Genomic DNA, 20,686 nt, shown 5'->3' on the forward strand with positions numbered 1-20,686 from the left:
CGGAGGTTTTCTTTTTAGAAAGGTAGGAGTTATTTTTGGTGCAAGCTGCATATATTCATATTCCGTTTTGTCAGCATATTTGTCACTATTGTGATTTTAATAAAGTGTTTATTGAACGCCAGCCGGTCGATCAATATTTAGAGTATTTAGAGAAAGAAATAATAAATACAGTTCAAAAGGTACCGTTTGATAGTATGAAAACGATTTTTGTTGGCGGGGGAACTCCGACAGCATTAAATATGGAACAGACAAAGAAATTATTAGATATTATAAATCGTCGTTTACGTCCGTTTGCCCCGAATTGTGAATTAACATTTGAAGCGAATCCAGGTGATTTGCCGAAAGAGAAATTAAATGTATTGCTAGAAGGTGGAGTGAACCGAATTAGTTTTGGGGTGCAAACATTTCGAGATGAATTGCTTGAGAAAATTGGACGTAAGCATACGAGAGAAGATGCGTTTGTAGCAATTAGAGAAGCGCAGGAAATAGGCTTTAAAAATATAAATGTAGATATTATTTATGCTCTGCCAGGACAGACGATAGAAGATGTAAAAGAAACATTAGACATTGCTTTTACGCTTGGTGTACAACATTTCTCGGCATATTCATTAATTGTGGAACCGAAAACAGTATTTTATAACTTAATGAATAAAGGGAAATTAAGACTTCCAGGTGAAGACCATGAAGCGAAAATGTACGAAATGGTAATGGATGAAATGGAGAAACATGGCTATACCCAGTATGAAATTAGTAATTTTTCAAAAGGTAATAATGAAAGTAGACATAATCTCACATACTGGAATAATGAAGAGTATTATGGATTTGGAGCTGGAGCGCATAGTTATGTAAATGGAGAACGTATCCAAAATGTAGGGCCGCTCAAGCAATATTTCAATAAGATCGATGAAACCGGATTTCCGTATTTAGATGTTCATGTGGTGACGGAGAAAGAAAAAATGGAAGAAGAGTTGTTCTTAGGACTCCGAAAAACAAAAGGTGTATCTAAAATAGCGTTTCAAAAGAAATTTAATATGGAAATGGATCAAGTTTTCGCGAAGCAGTTACAAAACAACCAAGAACAAGGATTGCTTGAAGAGAGCGATGGATATGTTCGTTTAACGCGAAAAGGAAAATTATTAGGGAATGAAGTATTCCAATCATTTTTGATTGACTAATTAAATGTTCCATTAACGTGAAAAAGTTTCATTATTTCGTGACGTTTCCGTTGACAATTGAATGTCAATTTTGGTAAGTTATTAATAGATTTAGCACTCGAAGACAAAGAGTGCTAACAGAGGTGATGATGAGATGCTTACGGAACGTCAGCTCTTAATTTTACAAACAATTATTGATGACTTTATTGGATCAGCGCAACCTGTTGGGTCAAGGACGTTGGCTAAAAAAGATGAAATTACATTTAGTTCAGCTACTATACGAAATGAAATGGCTGATTTAGAGGAACTAGGATTTATTGAGAAAACGCATAGTTCTTCTGGACGTGTTCCTTCTGAAAAAGGATATCGATTTTATGTAGACCATCTTTTAGCGCCGCAAAATTTACCGAACGATGAAATTGTACAAATTAAAGATTTATTTGCTGAAAGAATTTTTGAAGCGGAAAAGATTGCACAACAATCAGCTCAAATTTTATCAGAGCTTACAAATTATACGGCCATTGTTCTTGGACCGAAGTTAAGCACAAATAAACTTAAAAACGTACAAATTGTTCCGCTTGATCGTCAAACTGCAGTCGCTATTATTGTAACGGATACAGGGCATGTACAAAGCAAAACGATTACCGTTCCGGAATCTGTTGATTTATCAGATTTAGAAAAAATGGTTAATATTTTAAATGAAAAGCTATCGGGCGTACCAATGTCGGAACTCCATAATAAAATCTTTAAGGAGATTGTTACGGTATTGCGTGGGTATGTTCATAATTACGATAGTGCAATAAAAATATTGGATGGTACATTTCAAGTTCCGTTATCGGAAAAGATATACTTTGGAGGGAAGGCAAATATGCTTTCGCAACCAGAGTTTCATGACATTCAAAAAGTTAGATCTTTACTTACCATGATTGATAACGAAGCTGAGTTTTATGATATTTTGCGTCATAAACAAGTTGGTATTCAAGTGAAAATTGGTAGGGAAAACTCTTCAACGGCTATGGAGGATTGCAGTTTAATTTCTGCAACATATTCAATCGGAGAAGAACAGGTTGGAACAATTGCAATTTTAGGTCCAACGAGAATGCAATACTCTCGTGTAATTAGTTTGTTGCAGTTATTTACAAGGCAAATTACAGATGGACTAAAAAAATAAAAAATAAAGAATAAAGAAGAATACATTCGCTCAAGTGATAAGCAATACATCACTGTGTGTAATATATAACTATACTTAGGTAATCATGCTATGCATGATACCTAATACCTTTTAAGGAGGTGAAAATTGTGGAAGAGCGTAACGAACAAGTTGTAGAAGAAGTGAAAGAAGAAGTAAAAGAAGCACAAGTTGAAGAAGCCGTAACATCTGAAGACAGCGAAGAATCTGTTGAAGAAAAAAGTGAGGCTGCTCTTTTACAAGAAAAAGTAGATGAATTGCAAGCGAAACTGACGGAAACGGAAGGCCGTATGCTACGTCTACAAGCTGATTTTGAAAATTATAAGCGTCGTGTTCAAATGGATAAACAGGCTGCTGAAAAATATAGAGCACAAAGTCTTGTTTCAGATATTTTGCCAGCTCTTGATAATTTTGAAAGAGCGATGCAAGTGGAAGCAAATGATGAGCAAATGAAGTCCTTATTACAAGGGATGGAAATGGTATATCGTCAATTGTTAGAAGCGATGACAAAAGAAGGTGTAGAAGCGATTGAAGCTGTTGGTAAACAGTTTGATCCTCATGAACACCAAGCTGTTATGCAAGTAGAAGACAGCGAATTTGAATCAAATGCGGTTGTGGAAGAATTCCAAAAAGGTTATAAATTAAAAGACCGTGTAATTCGCCCATCGATGGTAAAAGTAAATCAATAATTTACATAAAAGTAGGAGGATTCGCCATGAGTAAAATTATCGGTATTGACTTAGGTACAACAAACTCTTGTGTAGCTGTTATGGAAGGTGGAGAACCAAAGGTTATCCCAAATCCAGAAGGAAACCGTACAACACCTTCTGTTGTAGCTTTCAAAAATGAAGAACGTCAAGTTGGGGAAGTAGCAAAGCGTCAAGCAATTACAAACCCAAATACAATCATGTCTGTTAAACGTCATATGGGTACAGACTACAAAGTAGAAATCGAGGGTAAAGAATATACACCTCAAGAAATTTCTGCAATCATTTTACAAAACTTAAAAGCTTCTGCTGAAGCATATTTAGGTGAAACAGTAACGAAAGCTGTTATTACAGTACCTGCATACTTCAACGATGCAGAGCGTCAAGCAACGAAAGATGCTGGTCGTATCGCTGGTTTAGAAGTTGAACGTATCATTAACGAACCAACAGCAGCAGCGCTTGCTTACGGTTTAGAAAAACAAGATGAAGAGCAAAAAATCTTAGTATATGACTTAGGTGGCGGTACATTTGACGTATCTATCCTTGAGTTAGCAGATGGAACATTTGAAGTTATTTCAACTGCTGGTGACAACCGTCTTGGTGGAGATGACTTTGACCAAGTTATCATCGATCACTTAGTAGCTGAGTTCAAAAAAGAAAATAACATTGATTTAAGCCAAGATAAAATGGCACTTCAACGTTTGAAAGATGCAGCTGAAAAAGCGAAAAAAGATCTTTCAGGTGTAACACAAACACAAATTTCATTGCCATTCATTAGTGCTGGAGCTGCTGGTCCATTACACTTAGAATTAACATTAACAAGAGCGAAATTCGAAGAGCTTTCAGCAAACCTTGTTGAAAGAACATTAGAACCAACTCGTCGTGCTTTAAAAGATGCTGGTCTATCTGCAAGTGAATTAGATCGCGTTATCCTTGTAGGTGGTTCTACTCGTATCCCAGCTGTACAAGAAGCTATTAAACGTGAAACTGGTAAAGAACCATATAAAGGTGTAAACCCGGATGAAGTTGTAGCATTAGGTGCTGCAGTTCAAGGTGGCGTACTTACTGGTGATGTAGAAGGCGTACTATTATTAGATGTAACTCCACTTTCTTTAGGTATTGAAACTATGGGTGGTGTGTTCACGAAACTAATCGAGCGTAACACTACAATTCCAACAAGTAAATCACAAGTATTCTCAACAGCTGCTGATAACCAACCAGCAGTAGACATTCACGTATTACAAGGTGAGCGTCCAATGTCAGCTGACAACAAAACGTTAGGACGTTTCCAATTAACGGATATCCCACCAGCACCACGTGGTATTCCACAAATCGAAGTAACATTCGATATTGATGCGAACGGTATCGTTAACGTACGTGCAAAAGATTTAGGAACAAGCAAAGAACAAGCTATTACAATCCAATCTTCTTCAGGTCTTTCTGATGAAGAAGTAGATCGTATGGTAAAAGAAGCAGAAGCAAACGCTGACGCTGACCAAAAACGTAAGGAAGAAGTTGAACTTCGTAACGAAGCTGACCAACTTGTATTCCAAACAGATAAAGTTGTAAAAGATTTAGAAGGTAAAGTAGATGCAGCTGAAGTTGCAAAAGCAACAGAAGCGAAAGAAGCATTACAAGCTGCGATTGAGAAGAACGAGCTTGAGGAAATCCGTGCGAAAAAAGACGCTTTACAAGAAATCGTACAACAACTAACTGTTAAACTATATGAGCAAGCTCAAGCAGCTGCAGGGCAAGCAGAAGGTGCACAAGGAGCACAAGATGCTGGCGCGAAGAAAGACAATGTAGTAGACGCTGAGTTTGAAGAAGTAAAAGAAGACAAGTAATTCAACTGTAAACATAATAAGTAAGATGACAAAAAGTCAAAGTCAAGCGTGCCTTGGCTTTGGCTTTTTTCACGAATGAGAAGGAATGTGTGAGGGTCTTAAGTTTTTTACTTTGCATACTGTAAGTGAGGAAACTTTGTTGCAAAGCACTTTCTTTCGGTGTTAAAATTACGTTTATGTGAAAGATTCGGGGGTTGTAAATTTATGAGTAAACGAGATTATTATGAGGTCCTTGGACTTAGCAAGGGTGCTTCAAAAGATGAAATAAAAAAAGCGTATCGTCGTTTGGCTAAAAAATACCATCCAGACGTAAGTAAAGAAGAAAATGCAATTGAAAAGTTTAAAGAAGTGCAAGAAGCATACGAAGTATTAAGCGACGATCAAAAGCGTGCGCAATATGATCAATTTGGTCATGCTGGTGCTAATCAAGGCTTCGGTGGCTTTGGCGGCGGAGGAGACTTCGGCGGTGGCTTCGGTTTTGAAGATATCTTTAGTTCATTCTTTGGCGGCGGTGGCGGCAGACGTCGTGATCCAAACGCTCCGCGTCAAGGTGCTGACTTACAATATCAAGTTACTTTAGATTTTGAAGAAGCTATTTTTGGTAAAGAGTTAAATGTTGAGATTCCAGTAGAAGATCCATGTGATACTTGTAAAGGTAGCGGGGCAAAACCAGGAACTTCAAAAGAAACATGTAAACATTGCTCAGGATCAGGGCAAGTAAGTGTAGAACAAAATACACCATTTGGTCGTATCGTAAACCGTCAAGCTTGCGGTCATTGTTCAGGAACTGGGCAAATCATTAAAGAAAAATGTACGACATGCCACGGTTCTGGTAAAGTTCGTAAACGTAAAAAAATCAATGTGAAAATTCCAGCAGGTATCGATAATGGTCAACAAATCCGCGTATCTGGAAAAGGGGAAGCGGGCGTAAATGGCGGCCCAGCAGGAGATTTATATGTTGTTGTTCATGTAAGAAATCATGAATTCTTTGAGCGCGAAGGAGATCACATTATTTGCGAAATGCCATTAACATTTGCGCAAATGGCACTTGGTGATGAAGTAGAAGTTCCTACTGTTCATGGTAAAGTGAAGCTGAAAATTCCAGCAGGAACACAAACAGGAACAGAATTCCGCCTAAAAGGAAAGGGTGCTCCGAACGTACGTGGATACGGTCAAGGAGATCAATATGTAGTCGTTCGTGTTGTTGTACCGACGAAATTAACTTCACAGCAAAAAGATTTATTGCGTGAATTTGCAGGACAAGAAGAGCAGGATGATAGTTTATTCGGAAAGCTTAAACGTGCTTTCAAAGGGGAATAATGGAAATAAAAATTGGAGTTGGTAAATTGTGAAATGGTCAGAAATTAGTATTCATACAACAGAAGAAGCAGTAGAAGCTGTCTCTCATATTTTACATGAAGCTGGTGCTAGTGGAGTTGCGATTGAGGATCCAGCAGAGTTGACGAAAGAGCGCGAGCAACAATATGGTGAAATTTATGCATTGAACCCAGATGAGTATCCGGCGGAAGGTGTATTAATAAAAGCATATTTCCCGCAAACGGATTCTTTACATGAAACAATTGCAGGTGTAAAATCATCTATTGATGTGCTTCCATCTTACGACATCGAAATTGGTACTGGAAATATTACCGTTAACGAAGTCAATGAAGAAGATTGGGCTACTGCTTGGAAAAAATATTACCATCCAGTACAAATTTCTGATACATTCACAATTGTGCCGACTTGGGAAGAATATACACCATCTTCTCCGGAAGAAAAAATTATTGAATTAGATCCAGGTATGGCATTTGGAACGGGAACTCATCCGACAACAACGATGTGTATCCGTGCTTTAGAAAAAACAGTACAGCAAGGTGATACGATCATTGATGTAGGAACAGGTTCTGGTGTACTGAGTATTGCAGCAGCGAAATTAGGTGCGTCTTCTGTTCAAGCATATGATTTAGATCCGGTTGCGGTTGAAAGTGCAGAAATGAATGTACGTTTAAATAAAACAGATGATATTGTATCTGTTGGACAAAATAGTCTTTTAGAAGGTATTGAAGGTCCTGTTGATTTAATCGTAGCTAACTTATTAGCAGAAATTATTCTATTATTCCCTGAAGATGCAGCGAGAGTTGTGAAGTCAGGCGGATTATTTATTACATCGGGCATTATTGCTGCGAAGGAAAAAGTAATTTCTGAAGCGTTAGAAAAAGCTGGATTTACAATTGAAGAAGTGTTACGAATGGAAGATTGGGTAGCAATTATTGCACGAAATGCGTAATATAGATTTTAGTCTATAATGAAAAGGGGAGTCTCTCACTATAAGGTGAGGGACTTGCCGTTTGTTATATGAAAAATGATAACGTTTCGTTCTTTTCGTAAGTATTGGCTTACGAAAGGAACGAAACTCTACTAAGGTGATTATATGCAACGTTATTTTGTAGAAGAGAAATATGTAAATGAGACAAGTATTCGCATTGTAGGTGATGACGTCCATCATATCGCAAGAGTAATGCGTATGTCAGCTGGAGATCACATTTATTGCTGTGTAAACGGAAAAACAGCCGTATGTTCAATTGATGAAATTACCAGTGAATTTATTAATACGGCTATTGTAGAATGGGTAGAGGCGTCAAGTGAACTTCCTGTTTTCGTGACGATTGCAAGTGGACTGCCGAAAGGAGACAAGCTAGAGTTAATTTTTCAAAAAGGAACTGAGCTTGGGGCAGCTGCATTCTTACCATTTCAAGCATCTCGCTCTATCGTAAAATGGGATGCAAAAAAAGCTGATAAAAAAGTTGAGCGTTTAAGAAAAATTGTGAAAGAAGCTGCGGAACAATCACATAGAAGTGAAATTCCAGAAGTACACGCCCCAGCATCGTTTAAACAATTGCTGTCAATGAGTGGTGAGTATGATGTTTGCCTTGTTGCTTACGAAGAGGAAGCGAAACAAGGAGAGAAATCTAATTTTGCGAAAGCTTTAACGATGATGAAACCAGGTCAAAAGTTATTGATTGTATTTGGCCCAGAAGGCGGTTTGGCTGAGGAAGAGATTACAGCGCTTCGTGAACATAAATTTGTACCATGTAGTTTAGGACCAAGAATTTTAAGAACAGAAACGGCGCCGTTATATGCGTTAAGTGCTGCTTCGTATCATTTTGAATTGATGGGGTGATGATCAATGTCAACTGTTGCGTTCCATACGTTAGGTTGTAAAGTAAACCACTATGAAACAGAAGCCATTTGGCAATTGTTTAAACAAGGTGGATATGAAAGAACTGAATATGAAAAAAAAGCTGATGTATATGTTATTAATACATGTACAGTAACGAATACGGGGGATAAGAAAAGTCGTCAAGTTATTAGACGTGCTGTTCGTCAAAACCCAGATGCGGTTATTTGTGTAACAGGATGTTATGCACAAACATCTCCAGCGGAAATTATGGCGATTCCAGGTGTAGATATTGTAGTTGGTACACAAGATCGTGAAAAGATGTTAGGATACATCGAAGAATTCCGTAAAGAGCGTCAGCCAATTAATGCTGTGCGTAACATTATGAAAACACGTGTATATGAAGAACTTGATGTACCTTACTTCACGGACCGTACACGTGCATCTTTAAAAATACAAGAAGGTTGTAATAACTTCTGTACATTCTGTATTATTCCTTGGGCGCGTGGTTTAATGCGCTCTCGCGATGGGAAAGAAGTTATTAAACAAGCGCAGCAATTAGTAGATGCAGGCTATAAGGAAATCGTATTAACAGGTATTCATACAGGTGGATACGGTGAAGATATTAAAGATTATAACTTAGCTGGATTACTTCGTGATATGGAAGCGGAAGTAGACGGATTAAAACGTCTTCGTATTTCTTCTATTGAAGCGAGTCAGATTTCAGATGAAGTAATTGAAGTGTTAGATAAGTCTGAAGTAGTTGTACGTCACTTACACATTCCGTTGCAATCTGGATCTAATACTGTATTAAAGCGTATGCGTCGTAAGTATACGATGGAATTTTTCCAAGAGCGCTTAGATCGTTTGAAAGAAGCGTTACCAGGTCTTGCGATTACATCAGACGTAATCGTTGGTTTCCCAGGTGAAACAGAAGAAGAATTCATGGAAACATACAATTTCATTAAAGAGAATCGCTTCTCTGAGTTGCACGTATTCCCGTATTCAAAACGTACAGGAACACCTGCAGCGCGTATGGAAGATCAAGTTCCTGAAGATGTGAAGAATGATCGTGTTCACCGTTTAATTGAACTATCTAATCAATTAGCGAAAGAGTATGCATCACAGTTTGAAGGAGAAGTACTTGAAATTATTCCAGAAGAACAATTTAAAGAGGGCGACCGTGAAGGCCTATATGTAGGTTATACAGATAACTACTTGAAAATTGTATTTGAAGGATCAGAAGAATTAATCGGTAAACTAGTGAAAGTAAAAATCACAAAAGCTGGTTATCCATATAACGAAGCGCAATTTGTTCGTGTCCTTGAAGATGATGTGAAAAAGGAATCAGCAAGCGCATAAAGTGAAACTTTAATGAGCGTGGGATTCATTCCCCGCTCATTATTAGCCCGGACCAATCGGGATAAAAAAGCATGCAAACGGAAACGATTTGCATGCTTTCTTTTTTAGTGGAGAAGTTAAGTACTGAAAATGTATGAAATGAGTAGTTGTTTCGTACGTTCCTGCATGAAAAAAGGTGTAATGATAAAAATATAGTTGCCTTCAGGGGAAAGGATAACAGCTATCTGCATAGTTTTTGAAAAAGGAAGAGCATCTATTCTTCTTTTATTCTGCCAAATAGTTGACCTGAAGTGATAAAATGTATTATAATCGTAAAAGACATGCTGAAGAAGTGTTTCTTTTTGCATGCTGGAGTTAGTATGTAAGTGTGATGTTTCGGAGGGAGGGAAAGAGAATGTCAAAAACAGTCGTTCGTAAAAACGAGTCTTTGGAGGATGCACTTCGCCGTTTTAAAAGATCGGTTTCTAAAACTGGTACACTTGCTGAAGCAAGAAAGCGCGAGTTTTATGAAAAACCAAGTGTAAAACGTAAGAAGAAATCTGAAGCGGCAAGAAAGCGTAAATTCTAAGAGAGGGTGTAAGTTATGAGTCTTCTCGGTCGTTTAAACGATGATATGAAACAAGCGATGAAGAATAAACAAAAAGAAAAATTAACCGTCATTCGTATGGTTAAGGCTGCTTTACAAAATGAAGGTATTAAACTACAGCATACTCTTACTGAAGAAGAGGAACTAACAGTTTTAGCTCGTGAAGTAAAACAGCATAAGGACTCCCTCCTTGAATTTAAAAAAGCTGGTCGTGAAGACCTTGTTAATAAACTGCAAAGTGAAATTCAGATTTTAAGCGCATATTTGCCGGAGCAATTAACGGAAGAAGAGCTAGTTGATATAATCAAGCAAGTTATTTCTGAAGTTGGTGCGACTTCTAAAGCGGATATGGGCAAGGTGATGACTGCTGTTATGCCGAAAGTAAAAGGTAAAACAGATGGATCGCTTGTGAATAAGCTGGTTATCCAGCTATTAGCATAAAAAAACGTCTCATTTCTTATGAGACGTTTTTTTATGCTTTTTTTCAGTTTGGACGTGATATTACAAGCTCTTTTTTCATACATATGGGATGAGAGGGGGTCTTTTGGGATGAAAAAATTAGAACAAATGAAGAATTGGTTAACGAAGCAAATAGACCTACCAGTGGATGTGCTAATGGATCTACCTCGGATCACGCTTGTTGGGCAAGTGCATATCTATATAGAAAATCATCGAGGTTTATTAGTATTTTCAGATAAAGAAGTAAGATTGTTGTTAAAGCATGGTCAGTTATTAATTAAGGGGCAGTCCTTTGTTATTAAAACAATCCTTCCGGAAGAACTTTTGCTTGAAGGGATAATTGAGCAAGTGACGTTTTTAGAAGACGAACAGAAAGAGAAGTAAGGGAAACTTCCGTATGTGAAGTTTTTCTTCTTTATTCTAATGATTTGCCCCTACTATTTAGTTTATCCCGCTTTCATGGGCAGTAAGCCTACGCCTCAAAATTCAGCGAAAGCAAAGAAGTTAGGTGGGGGTCGGGCTGTCCATTAAAGTCCGATTGGTGAGGGCTGATTAAAGTCTCACTTTATCCCGCTATTTATGGAAAATAAAACTCTTTATTTCATTTTCGTACGAGCTATTTTGCTAATTAAAGTGAAAAGTAGTGTGTCTACTTTTGGAAAGGTAGTGAAGGTAGTAGATGAAAAATAAATGGTTTATAAAGTGGCTTGGATATGTAAAGGTACGAATTGAAGGTAGAGGAGCGGAACGGTTCGTTAATGAATGTGTGCGTAGGAAATTATTAGTTTGGGACGTTAAGAAAATTGCCGATGAAACGTTAGTCTTCTGTATGCTATTACGAGATGTGAAAAAAATAAAGCCGATTTATAGAAAAAATGAGTGTAAACTATATTTTATTGGGCGTTACGGTTTTCCTTTTTGGAATAAACGTCTAATTAAAAATAGTGGATTCTTAATTGGTTTTTTAATTTTCTTCTTTGGCATGATTGCATTATCGAATATGGTTTGGAAAATTGAAATTACAGGAGCGAAACCTGAAACAGAATATATATTGATGAAAGAATTGGACAAAATGGGTATTAAAAAAGGAAAATTACAATTCCAAATGCCTAGTGTAGAAGATGTACAACGTCATTTGACGGACAATATTAATGCGATTACTTGGGCAGGACTAGAAGTAAGGGGAACGACGTACCATTTTAAAATTGTTGAAAAAAATGAGCCGAAAAAAGAAAAAGAACAAAGGCCGCAAAATTTAGTGGCAAAAAAAGAAGCGATTGTTACAAAAACATTTGTTGAAGTTGGAAAACCAGTCGTTTTAAAAAATGATCATGTAGAAAAAGGTCAGCTTCTCGTATCAGGGATATACGGTAATGAGGAGAGTCCAACGATTGTTTCGGCGAAAGGTATTGTATATGGAGAAACGTGGTACACATCTGAGGTGAATGTACCACTCAAGACGCAATTTCAAGTATATACTGGTAATACGTATAATGAGCATTACCTTACATTTGGGAGTACAAAAATAAAAATATGGGGATTTCAGCATGATAAGTATAAACGTTCTCGTACGGAAAATGTAAAACATGATGTGAAATTATTTGGTTTTACACTGCCGATTGCATATGAAAAAGATGTAGTGCGAGAAGAGGAAGAGGCGAACCGAGAATATACAGAAAAACAGGCAATGAAAGTAGCGAAAGAAATGGCTGAAAAAGAACTAAAGAAAAAATTGGATGAACATGCTATGATTGTAAGTGATAAGATTTTGAGTAAAGAGGTTGAGGCGGATCAACTAAAAGTCACTTTGCATTATACTGTGATTGAAAATATTGCAGAGCCACAACCAATATCCGAATCCGATATTCAAGGAGACTGAGTAATGGCAGAACAATTAGTAGAAATGAACCAACAATTGGAAAATACTAACGAAGCAATCGCTCTTTTTGGAGTCAATGATGCTCATTTGAAAGTAATTGAACGGGAACTGAATGTATCAATCGTAACTAGAGGTGAAACTGTTCGTGCATCTGGAGCAGTTGAAACTGTGACACTCGTAGAAAAAATCTTACAACAACTACTTGTTGTTATTCGAAAAGGTGTGTCAATTACAGAAAGAGATGTTGCGTATGCAATTCAGCTCGCACAACAAGGGAAAATTGCTCAATTTGAAGAGTTATATGAAGAAGAAATCTTTAAAACGGCAAAAGGTAAATCCATTCGTGTAAAAACGATGGGACAAAGAAGATATATTCATGCAATGAAGAAAAATGATATTGTATTTGGAATAGGACCTGCCGGGACTGGGAAAACATACTTAGCTGTAGTAATGGCTGTAAGAGCTTTAAAGCAAGGGTATGTAAAGAAAATCATTTTAACAAGACCGGCTGTAGAAGCTGGAGAAAGTTTAGGATTTTTACCAGGTGATTTGAAAGAGAAGGTAGATCCGTACTTACGTCCATTGTATGATGCTCTGCACGATATTCTTGGACAAGAATATACGCAGCGTATGATGGAGAGAGGTGTAATTGAAATCGCGCCTCTTGCTTATATGAGAGGACGTACGCTCGATGATTCATTTGTTATTTTAGATGAAGCGCAAAATACAACGGGTGCACAAATAAAAATGTTTTTAACAAGATTAGGTTTTAGTTCTAAAATGGTTATTACGGGGGATCCCTCACAAGTAGACTTACCAAAAGGGGTAAAATCAGGGCTTACGCTAGCTGCTAACATTTTATCTGGTGTATCAGGTCTTTCATTCATTACGTTAGAACAAACGGACGTTGTAAGGCATCCACTGGTACAACGTATTATTGAGGCATATGATAAAATGGAATGATCCTATTTGTCAGGATCATTTCTTTTTGTATTAAGGTTGGCGAACGGCATATTTTTTACTATCATAAAAGATAAGAGAAATAAACTATAGGTACTGGTGTATAAAATTGTTACCTAAAAGTATCGTTGGCTAGAAGAAATGAAAGCTATAAATAGTTTCACTTTATTTCTAGAGAGGAGAAGGTATTGAAATCATGTTAAGATCTCAAGAAATTTCTAAGTGGTTTCGTAATTTACAACATTCGAAAAAACTAAGTTGGATTTCTTACGTTTTATTAGGGGCAGTGCTATTTTTTGCACTTATGAATAATGTGAAACCAGAGCAATTAGATGTTGATATGTATTCTATTGCGAAAAAAACAATTCATTCTCCTATTAAAATTGAAGATAAGGTTATAACGGAAAGAAAAAAACAAGAGGCCGCTCAAAAAGTCGGGGATCAATATACATATAGAAGTGAATATAAACAAAATAGAGTAGATATTGTAAATGATGTTTTTGCTAAGGTGAATGAAGTAATTCAGGAGATGAAAGCTGCTGGACCTGAAGAGCAAAAAAAGATGACCGATGCGAATAAATTAGAAAAGTTGAAGAAGAAGTTGCCATCTAATTTAACGAAGGAATTATCGGATGAGAATTTATTATACTTTATTAATGCAGAACCGGATCAATTAGAATTAGCAAAGAATGCGGCTTTAACGTCTGTTAGCGTTATCATGGGTGGAAATATTAAAATGTCCGAAGAAATGGCAGCGAAAGAGCGATTTGTTAATGAAATGAAAAGCCTGAATGTGAATAGCGGATTGAAAGAAGCTGTGAATGCACTAGGATCATATGCGATTACAGCAAATTATTTCTATGATCCTGCTGTAACGAAAGAGAAGAAGAAAGCAGAAGAAGATTTAGTTCCACCTGTTTATATTCTTCAAGGACAAGTTATTGTTAGAGAAGGTGAAACAATTTCAAGTGATATGTATAATCAGTTGAAATTAGTCGGTTTATTAGAGAAGGGTAATAGTTTTCAGCCTTATGTTGGATTAGCTGTGCTCATTGGTGTGTTACTATACTTTATGCATAAGCAGTTTGAAGTATTTTTACAGCGGAAAAGAGAAGACAAACCGTACATTTTAGCGTATATTACAATTTTGTCTATCACGATTGTTTTAATGAAAATTATTAGTTTGTTTCAAAAGCTTGAATATGCAGGAATTGCGTATGTTGTCCCAGTTGCGATGGGAACGATACTTGTAAAACTAATGATTGGCGATCGATTTGTATTTTTAACAAGTATGATTTTTTCTGTGTGCGGAAGTATTATGTTTAATGAAGGAGTAACAAGTACACTAAATTATAGTGTGGGTATTTATGTGTTATTAAGTTCATTATCAGTGAGTATTTTCTTAAGAGAAAAAAATCGTCGTACGATGATTTTACAAGCTGGTATACTCGTATCTATCTTAAATGTAGTCGTCTTGGCGGCGTTATTATTATTACGTAATGGGAATTTTTCACCTCTTGAAATTGGTACGCAATTATTAATGGCTTCCCTTTCAGGAATTATCTCATCCGTTTTGGCTATGGGGATATTACCATATTTAGAAAGTGGACTTGGAATTGTATCGAGTATGAAGCTTATGGAATTATCAAGTCCGAATCATCCGCTTTTGCGTAGAATTTTATTAGAAGCGCCAGGAACATATCATCACAGTGTAATGGTAGCGAATCTCTCTGAGGCAGCTTGTGAAGCAGTTGGAGCAAATGGTGTATTAGCGCGTGTAGGGGCGTATTATCATGATGTAGGAAAAACAGTACAACCGCAATTCTTTATTGAAAACCAGATGGGAATTGAGAATCCACATGATAAATTAGATCCTGTGACGAGTAAAGATATTATCATTGCTCATGTAACCGATGGAGTAAAGATGCTCGAAGAATACCATATTCCGCAAGAAATTATTGATATTGCTGGGCAACACCATGGTACAACGCTTCTTAAATATTTTTATTATAAGGCGATTAAAGAAGATAAAGAAAAATATACAGAAGAGATGTTCCGATATCCGGGATCAAAAGCAACTTCTAAAGAATCGGCAATCGTTGGTATTGCGGATAGTGTTGAGGCGGCGGTACGTTCTATGAATCACCCAACGCCAGAGCAAATTAATAATTTAGTACAAAGTATTATTAAAGATCGCCTGCAAGATGGGCAATTTAGTGAATGTGATTTGACATTTAAGGAACTACAAATCGTTGGAAAAACGTTATGTGAAACGTTAAATGGTATTTTCCATTCGCGTATTACATATCCGGAACCACCGGAAGAAAAGGAGAAAGAATGAGTTTATTAATTGATTTCATTGATGAAACAGAAGAAGTGAAAGAAGAATATGTGAATTTAATTCGTGAGATATTAGGAAAAGCAGCTCAAATGGAAAAAATAGAGGATGGTGCGGAGTTATCAGTGACATTTGTAGATAACGAACGCATTCGCGAGATTAATCGTGATTACCGAGATAAAGATCAGCCTACTGATGTCATTTCCTTTGCCATGGAAGAAATGGGAGAAGGGGAAATGGAAATTGTGGGCGCAGAAATGCCGCGTATGTTAGGTGACCTTATTATTTCTATTCCGAGAGCGAAAGAACAAGCTGAAGAGTATGGACATTCTTTTGATCGTGAACTTGGCTTTTTAGCGTTACATGGCTTTTTACATTTGCTTGGTTATGACCACATGACAGAAGAGGATGAAAAAGAAATGTTTGGAAGACAAAAAGAAATTTTAGAAGCATTTGGATTAGGACGATGAAAAAAGGAAAACTTATAGATAGTTTTGGATATGCTATAGCAGGTGTATTCTTTTGTCTTCGTCATGAACGAAATATGAAAATTCATTATGTAGCCGCAGTCATTGTTATATGCTGCGGCTTTTATTTCCATATTACGAAAGTAGAGTGGATGATATTACTTATTGTAATAGGAATTGTAATGAGCTTAGAGATGGTAAATACGGCTGTGGAAAAAACAGTAGATTTAGCGACTGCTGATATACATCCGTTTGCGAAAGTCGCAAAGGATGTCGCAGCAGGAGCGGTTTTATTGTTTGCGATAATAGCCGTTATAATTGGTGCTATTATCTTTTTACCGTATGTGGTATAGTTGCATTCCAAAGCTTTTATTAAGCTTTGAAGGTGCCGTAAAGGCCTTTAATAAGAGAGTGTATCTATTCACAGCTGGGAACAGGAAGGATGCGGGAATATGAATAGTAAACAATTAATTCAAGAAGCAATCGAAGCGCGTAAACAAGCGTACGTACCATATTCTAAATTTCAAGTAGGTGCAGCATTATTAACGCGCGATGGAAAAGTATATCGTGGATGTAATGTTGAGAATGCATCATATGGTTTATGTAACTGTGCAGAAAGAACAGCTTTATTTAAGGCGGTTTCTGAAGGAGATAAAGAGTTTGTAGCTATCGCAATTGTGGCGGATACGAAGCGTCCAGTACCTCCTTGTGGAGCATGTCGACAAGTTATGGTAGAATTATGTAAACAGGATACGAAAGTATACCTATCAAATTTACATGGTGACGTTCAAGAGACAACAGTCGGAGAATTGTTACCAGGAGCATTTTTAGCGGAGGATTTACATGAATAGAAAAGGTTATAAATCAGGTTTTGTCTCTATTATTGGCAGACCGAATGTTGGGAAATCTACATTTTTAAATCGTATTATTGGTCAAAAAATTGCTATTATGAGTGACAAGCCACAAACAACTCGTAATAAAATTCAAGGCGTATATACAGAAAATGATTCACAAGTAATTTTCATTGATACACCAGGAATACATAAACCTAAACATAAACTAGGCGACTTCATGGTGAAGATGGCGCAAACGACATTAAAAGAAGTTGATATCGTTCTGTTTATGGTGAATGCTGTCGAAGGCTTTGGTCGTGGTGAAGAATTCATCATCGAGAAGTTAAAAGAAACGAAACAACCAGTATTTTTAGTTATTAATAAAATTGACCAAGTTCACCCAGAACAATTATTAGAGCTAATTGATCAATATCGCAAATTACATGACTTTGCAGAAATCGTACCAATTTCTGCATTAGACGGTAATAATGTGGAAGCTCTAATTGGAACAATTAAAAAGTATTTACCGGAAGGACCACAATACTACCCGGATAATCAAGTAACGGATCATCCGGAGAGATTTATTATTGCAGAGCTTATTCGTGAAAAAGTACTACATTTAACACGTGAAGAAGTGCCGCATTCTGTGGCTGTTGTTATCGATGCAATTCAAAAACGCGAAGGCGGGGCAGTTTATATCAATGCAACGATTGTTGTTGAACGTCCGTCGCAAAAAGGGATTATTATCGGAAAACAAGGGAAGATGTTAAAAGAAGTCGGTAAGCGAGCTCGTTTTGATATTGAAGCATTACTTGGTTCTAAAGTATTTTTAGAAGTATGGGTAAAAGTGCAAAAAGATTGGCGAAATAAAATGTCTCAGCTTCGTGACCTTGGTTTCCGCGAAGACGAGTATTAAAATAGAGTAAAGCTGTAATCAGCGGATGTTTTGTTCATCCGCTGATTATTGGTTTTTATGAGTTTTGATAAATTAGGAAAAATTTTTCTCACATGAAAATGGACAAAATGGGTCAATTTAATAACAACAAAGGAAATTGGTTTATAGGCTACGCTTATTGAGAAAGGTGGATTCTTATGCTAGATTTTACCTGGAAGTTTTTCTCCAAAACAGGAAGCATTGAGACGTATTTGCTTTTGAAAGAAATGGAAAAAGACGTAAACGATGAGATGGATCAACATGAAGAGGAGCTAGCGCATCTAGACTCTCCAATTTCTTGACCCGTTTTGTTCAAACCTTGGATGGTGACGAACATGTTTCAAAAAGTTGAGGGCATCGTTATCCGTACGACAGATTACGGAGAAACGAACAAGATTGTTACAATATTCTCAAGAGAATTGGGTAAGGTAAGTGCAATGGCAAGAGGAGCGAAAAAACCGAAAAGCCGGTTAGCATCTGTTTCGCAACTTATGACACATGGTCATTTTCTTATTCAAATGGGATCTGGACTTGGAACTTTGCAACAAGGCGAGATTATTTCAACTATGAAAGAAATTCGCGAGGATATATTTTTAACTGCTTATGCATCATTTATTGTTGAGTTAACTGATAAAGCAACAGAAGATAAAAAACATAATCCATATTTATTTGAAATGTTATATCAAACGTTGCATTATATGTGTGAGGGTGTTGATCCAGAAGTATTATCATTAATTTATCAAACGAAAATGCTTCCGGTATTAGGGATGCGCCCGTACTTTGATACATGTGCGATTTGTCATCAAGAAACAGATTTTGTCGCCTTCTCTGTTAGGGAGGGCGGTTTTCTGTGCTCACGTCATGCTGAGCAAGATCAGTATCATATACCAGTGGGGGAAGCCGTTCATAAATTATTGCGTCTTTTCTACCACTTCGATTTACATAGACTTGGCAATGTATCAGTGAAGGATAGTACAAAAAAACAAATGCGTTTAGTATTGAATACATATTATGATGAATATTGCGGGATTTATTTGAAATCAAGACGTTTCTTAGAACAACTTGATAAGTTTCAAATATAATTTGGGGCCGTATACGGTCCTTTTTACATCCTTTCTTTTTCGAATAGCATATTTAGTATATAATATTTAAGAGATAGTATAACTTTTTTCGTTGTGCATTAAAGGTGGTGATTATCATAGAGCTGAATAAACGGCAAGAACATATCATTCAGATTGTAAAAGATCACGGTCCTATTACAGGGGAGTCAATTGCTGCGCAATTGGGATTAACACGTGCAACGCTAAGACCAGACTTAGCAATTTTAACGATGGCTGGTTATTTAGAAGCACGTCCACGCGTAGGTTATTTTTATACGGGTAAAACTGGGGGGCAGTTATTATCTGAAGCTGTTAAGAAAATTAAAGTACAAGATTATCAATCTAGACCGGTTGTAATTGATAAAAATGTATCGGTATACGATGCGATTTGTACTATGTTTTTAGAGGATGTAGGTACATTATTCGTTGTAGATCAATCGACTCTATTAGTAGGCGTTGTATCTCGTAAAGATTTATTACGAGCTAGCTTAGGGAAGCAGGATTTAACCTCACTTCCGGTTAATATTATCATGACAAGGATGCCAAACATTGCGATGTGTCGTAGAGAAGATTCTTTATATGATATTGCGATGGAATTAATAGAAAGACAGATTGATGCGATGCCAGTTGTAAAAGATACGAAACAAGGTTTAGAAGTGGTTGGACGAATTACAAAAACAAATATTACACGTGCGTTTGTAAACTTAGTAAATAACGAATAAGTGTAATTTGTTTAAAGTGAGGTAATGTAATGGATAATAAAATCGTATATGTCGTATCTGACTCTGTAGGAGAAACGGCTGATTTGGTTGTTCGAGCAGCAATGGGGCAATTCCCATTTGCTCCTGATATTAGACGTGTGCCGTATGTAGAAGATACAGGGACATTAAAAGAAGTGATTTCGATTGCTAAGAGCAATCAAGCACTTATTTGTTTTACGTTAGTAAAGCCTGACATGCGCCAATATTTAGTGACAGAGGCTGCAAAAGAAGGTGTAGAGGCATATGATATTATTGGCCCTCTAATCGATCAAATTGAAGAAATTACCGGGCAAGTGCCTAGATATGAGCCTGGTGTTGTTCGTAGGTTAGATGAAGAATACTTTAAAAAGATTGAAGCGATTGAGTTTGCTGTGAAGTATGATGATGGTAGAGATGCACGTGGTATTTTAAAAGCAGATATCGTGTTAATAGGTATTTCGCGCACATCAAAAACACCACTTTCTCAATATTTAGCTCACAACAAACGTTTGAAAGTTGCCAACGTACCACTAGTACCAGAAGTAGATCCGCCTGAAGAATTATATCAAGTGGCTAAAGAAAAATGCTTCGGTTTGAAAATTACGCCAGAGAAGTTAAATCATATTCGAAAAGAGCGATTGAAATCACTTGGACTAAGTGACGGAGCAACATATGCCAATATTAATCGTATTAAAGAAGAGATTGATCACTTTGAGAATGTAGTTAGTAAAATAAATTGTCAAGTAATTGATGTATCGAACAAAGCGATTGAAGAAACAGCTAACATTATTGTGAATGCAGTGCAAAACCAAAAAATGTTTTAGCACATTTACCAAAGGTGAATGTGCTTTTTTCGCTCGTGAGAAACACAGTGCCTACTGATTTCGTAATAGATGATAGTGAAGTGGTTATACTTATATTCTTCTGTCTTTTTATTATGTTAAAAGTAGGGTTTC

22 protein-coding genes are annotated in these 20,686 nt (G+C 36.8%); all 22 read left to right on the forward strand.

The window, feature by feature from the left end; all coding sequences use genetic code 11:
* Window positions 1-35 precede the first annotated feature (35 nt).
* The 22 genes from hemW to LMD38_RS05510 all read left to right on the forward strand — a co-directional run bounded on the left by hemW (window position 36) and on the right by LMD38_RS05510 (window position 20,554).
* Window positions 36-1,175, forward strand: a complete 1,140-nt coding sequence (gene hemW, locus LMD38_RS05405; RefSeq protein WP_062821268.1) for a radical SAM family heme chaperone HemW — start codon at window positions 36-38, stop codon at window positions 1,173-1,175.
* Between the two features lie 133 nt (window positions 1,176-1,308).
* On the forward strand, window positions 1,309-2,325 hold the full coding sequence (gene hrcA / locus LMD38_RS05410) for a heat-inducible transcriptional repressor HrcA (RefSeq protein WP_000954951.1): 1,017 nt from the start codon (window positions 1,309-1,311) through the stop codon (window positions 2,323-2,325).
* 128 nt (window positions 2,326-2,453) lie between these two features.
* Window positions 2,454-3,032: a nucleotide exchange factor GrpE gene (gene grpE / locus LMD38_RS05415; RefSeq protein WP_000392719.1), complete on the forward strand. Its 579-nt coding sequence runs from the start codon at window positions 2,454-2,456 to the stop codon at window positions 3,030-3,032.
* Window positions 3,033-3,058: 26 nt separating this feature from the next.
* The gene (gene dnaK / locus LMD38_RS05420; RefSeq protein WP_000034690.1) at window positions 3,059-4,894 is read left to right on the forward strand and encodes a chaperone protein DnaK; all 1,836 of its coding nucleotides are present in this window, start codon (window positions 3,059-3,061) and stop codon (window positions 4,892-4,894) included.
* A gap of 204 nt (window positions 4,895-5,098) precedes the next feature.
* A complete protein-coding gene (gene dnaJ, locus LMD38_RS05425) occupies window positions 5,099-6,214 on the forward strand; it encodes a molecular chaperone DnaJ (RefSeq protein WP_000043935.1) in 1,116 nt (371 codons plus the stop codon).
* 28 nt (window positions 6,215-6,242) lie between these two features.
* Window positions 6,243-7,181 (forward strand): 50S ribosomal protein L11 methyltransferase, encoded by a 939-nt coding sequence (prmA, locus tag LMD38_RS05430; protein WP_000872110.1) that lies wholly within the window; start codon window positions 6,243-6,245, stop codon window positions 7,179-7,181.
* A 144-nt stretch (window positions 7,182-7,325) separates the two neighbouring features.
* Complete coding sequence (locus LMD38_RS05435; protein WP_001190157.1) at window positions 7,326-8,075, forward strand: 16S rRNA (uracil(1498)-N(3))-methyltransferase; 750 nt, start codon at window positions 7,326-7,328, stop codon at window positions 8,073-8,075.
* 6 nt (window positions 8,076-8,081) lie between these two features.
* Complete coding sequence (gene mtaB / locus LMD38_RS05440; protein ID WP_000108677.1) at window positions 8,082-9,434, forward strand: tRNA (N(6)-L-threonylcarbamoyladenosine(37)-C(2))-methylthiotransferase MtaB; 1,353 nt, start codon at window positions 8,082-8,084, stop codon at window positions 9,432-9,434.
* A gap of 394 nt (window positions 9,435-9,828) precedes the next feature.
* Window positions 9,829-10,002 carry a 30S ribosomal protein S21 gene (rpsU, locus tag LMD38_RS05445; protein WP_000048061.1) on the forward strand — a complete coding sequence of 58 codons (174 nt, stop codon included), beginning with the start codon at window positions 9,829-9,831 and terminating at the stop codon, window positions 10,000-10,002.
* 15 nt (window positions 10,003-10,017) lie between these two features.
* Window positions 10,018-10,461 (forward strand): GatB/YqeY domain-containing protein, encoded by a 444-nt coding sequence (locus LMD38_RS05450; protein ID WP_000054571.1) that lies wholly within the window; start codon window positions 10,018-10,020, stop codon window positions 10,459-10,461.
* A gap of 108 nt (window positions 10,462-10,569) precedes the next feature.
* Complete coding sequence (gene yqfC / locus LMD38_RS05455; protein WP_000732266.1) at window positions 10,570-10,863, forward strand: sporulation protein YqfC; 294 nt, start codon at window positions 10,570-10,572, stop codon at window positions 10,861-10,863.
* Window positions 10,864-11,158: 295 nt separating this feature from the next.
* Entirely contained in the window at window positions 11,159-12,358 is a 1,200-nt protein-coding gene (gene yqfD, locus LMD38_RS05460; protein ID WP_016718497.1) for a sporulation protein YqfD, read from the forward strand.
* A 3-nt stretch (window positions 12,359-12,361) separates the two neighbouring features.
* Complete coding sequence (locus tag LMD38_RS05465; protein ID WP_016718496.1) at window positions 12,362-13,321, forward strand: PhoH family protein; 960 nt, start codon at window positions 12,362-12,364, stop codon at window positions 13,319-13,321.
* 193 nt (window positions 13,322-13,514) lie between these two features.
* Window positions 13,515-15,659 (forward strand): HD family phosphohydrolase, encoded by a 2,145-nt coding sequence (locus tag LMD38_RS05470; protein WP_016718495.1) that lies wholly within the window; start codon window positions 13,515-13,517, stop codon window positions 15,657-15,659.
* A complete protein-coding gene (gene ybeY, locus LMD38_RS05475; protein ID WP_000054691.1) occupies window positions 15,656-16,126 on the forward strand; it encodes an rRNA maturation RNase YbeY in 471 nt (156 codons plus the stop codon). The genes LMD38_RS05470 and ybeY overlap by 4 nt, the downstream gene beginning before the upstream one ends.
* Entirely contained in the window at window positions 16,123-16,476 is a 354-nt protein-coding gene (locus LMD38_RS05480) for a diacylglycerol kinase family protein (protein WP_000715476.1), read from the forward strand. Before ybeY ends, LMD38_RS05480 begins: the two co-directional genes overlap by 4 nt.
* Before the next feature lie 99 nt (window positions 16,477-16,575).
* Window positions 16,576-16,974, forward strand: a complete 399-nt coding sequence (locus LMD38_RS05485; RefSeq protein WP_001086296.1) for a cytidine deaminase — start codon at window positions 16,576-16,578, stop codon at window positions 16,972-16,974.
* Entirely contained in the window at window positions 16,967-17,872 is a 906-nt protein-coding gene (gene era, locus LMD38_RS05490; protein WP_001080241.1) for a GTPase Era, read from the forward strand. Before LMD38_RS05485 ends, era begins: the two co-directional genes overlap by 8 nt.
* Before the next feature lie 176 nt (window positions 17,873-18,048).
* A complete protein-coding gene (locus LMD38_RS05495) occupies window positions 18,049-18,192 on the forward strand; it encodes a YqzL family protein (RefSeq protein WP_000883924.1) in 144 nt (47 codons plus the stop codon).
* Between the two features lie 33 nt (window positions 18,193-18,225).
* On the forward strand, window positions 18,226-18,972 hold the full coding sequence (gene recO, locus LMD38_RS05500) for a DNA repair protein RecO (RefSeq protein ID WP_062821269.1): 747 nt from the start codon (window positions 18,226-18,228) through the stop codon (window positions 18,970-18,972).
* A 107-nt stretch (window positions 18,973-19,079) separates the two neighbouring features.
* The gene (locus LMD38_RS05505; RefSeq protein ID WP_000583759.1) at window positions 19,080-19,712 is read left to right on the forward strand and encodes a transcriptional regulator CcpN; all 633 of its coding nucleotides are present in this window, start codon (window positions 19,080-19,082) and stop codon (window positions 19,710-19,712) included.
* Between the two features lie 29 nt (window positions 19,713-19,741).
* Window positions 19,742-20,554: a pyruvate, water dikinase regulatory protein gene (locus tag LMD38_RS05510; RefSeq protein WP_000368943.1), complete on the forward strand. Its 813-nt coding sequence runs from the start codon at window positions 19,742-19,744 to the stop codon at window positions 20,552-20,554.
* The last annotated feature ends 132 nt before the right edge of the window (window positions 20,555-20,686 follow it).

It is taken from the genome of Bacillus pacificus, assembly GCF_020861345.1.
GTDB lineage: Bacteria > Bacillota > Bacilli > Bacillales > Bacillaceae_G > Bacillus_A > Bacillus_A pacificus.

Coding starts and splice junctions, on each gene's coding strand:
- hrcA (WP_000954951.1), top strand. CDS start 1,309: ATGCTTACGGAACGTCAGCTCTTAATTTTACAAACAATTATTGATGAC.
- dnaK (WP_000034690.1), top strand. CDS start 3,059: ATGAGTAAAATTATCGGTATTGACTTAGGTACAACAAACTCTTGTGTA.
- dnaJ (WP_000043935.1), top strand. CDS start 5,099: ATGAGTAAACGAGATTATTATGAGGTCCTTGGACTTAGCAAGGGTGCT.
- LMD38_RS05435 (WP_001190157.1), top strand. CDS start 7,326: ATGCAACGTTATTTTGTAGAAGAGAAATATGTAAATGAGACAAGTATT.
- mtaB (WP_000108677.1), top strand. CDS start 8,082: ATGTCAACTGTTGCGTTCCATACGTTAGGTTGTAAAGTAAACCACTAT.
- rpsU (WP_000048061.1), top strand. CDS start 9,829: ATGTCAAAAACAGTCGTTCGTAAAAACGAGTCTTTGGAGGATGCACTT.
- LMD38_RS05450 (WP_000054571.1), top strand. CDS start 10,018: ATGAGTCTTCTCGGTCGTTTAAACGATGATATGAAACAAGCGATGAAG.
- yqfC (WP_000732266.1), top strand. CDS start 10,570: ATGAAAAAATTAGAACAAATGAAGAATTGGTTAACGAAGCAAATAGAC.
- yqfD (WP_016718497.1), top strand. CDS start 11,159: ATGAAAAATAAATGGTTTATAAAGTGGCTTGGATATGTAAAGGTACGA.
- LMD38_RS05465 (WP_016718496.1), top strand. CDS start 12,362: ATGGCAGAACAATTAGTAGAAATGAACCAACAATTGGAAAATACTAAC.
- LMD38_RS05470 (WP_016718495.1), top strand. CDS start 13,515: ATGTTAAGATCTCAAGAAATTTCTAAGTGGTTTCGTAATTTACAACAT.
- ybeY (WP_000054691.1), top strand. CDS start 15,656: ATGAGTTTATTAATTGATTTCATTGATGAAACAGAAGAAGTGAAAGAA.
- LMD38_RS05480 (WP_000715476.1), top strand. CDS start 16,123: ATGAAAAAAGGAAAACTTATAGATAGTTTTGGATATGCTATAGCAGGT.
- LMD38_RS05485 (WP_001086296.1), top strand. CDS start 16,576: ATGAATAGTAAACAATTAATTCAAGAAGCAATCGAAGCGCGTAAACAA.
- era (WP_001080241.1), top strand. CDS start 16,967: ATGAATAGAAAAGGTTATAAATCAGGTTTTGTCTCTATTATTGGCAGA.
- LMD38_RS05495 (WP_000883924.1), top strand. CDS start 18,049: ATGCTAGATTTTACCTGGAAGTTTTTCTCCAAAACAGGAAGCATTGAG.
- recO (WP_062821269.1), top strand. CDS start 18,226: ATGTTTCAAAAAGTTGAGGGCATCGTTATCCGTACGACAGATTACGGA.
- LMD38_RS05510 (WP_000368943.1), top strand. CDS start 19,742: ATGGATAATAAAATCGTATATGTCGTATCTGACTCTGTAGGAGAAACG.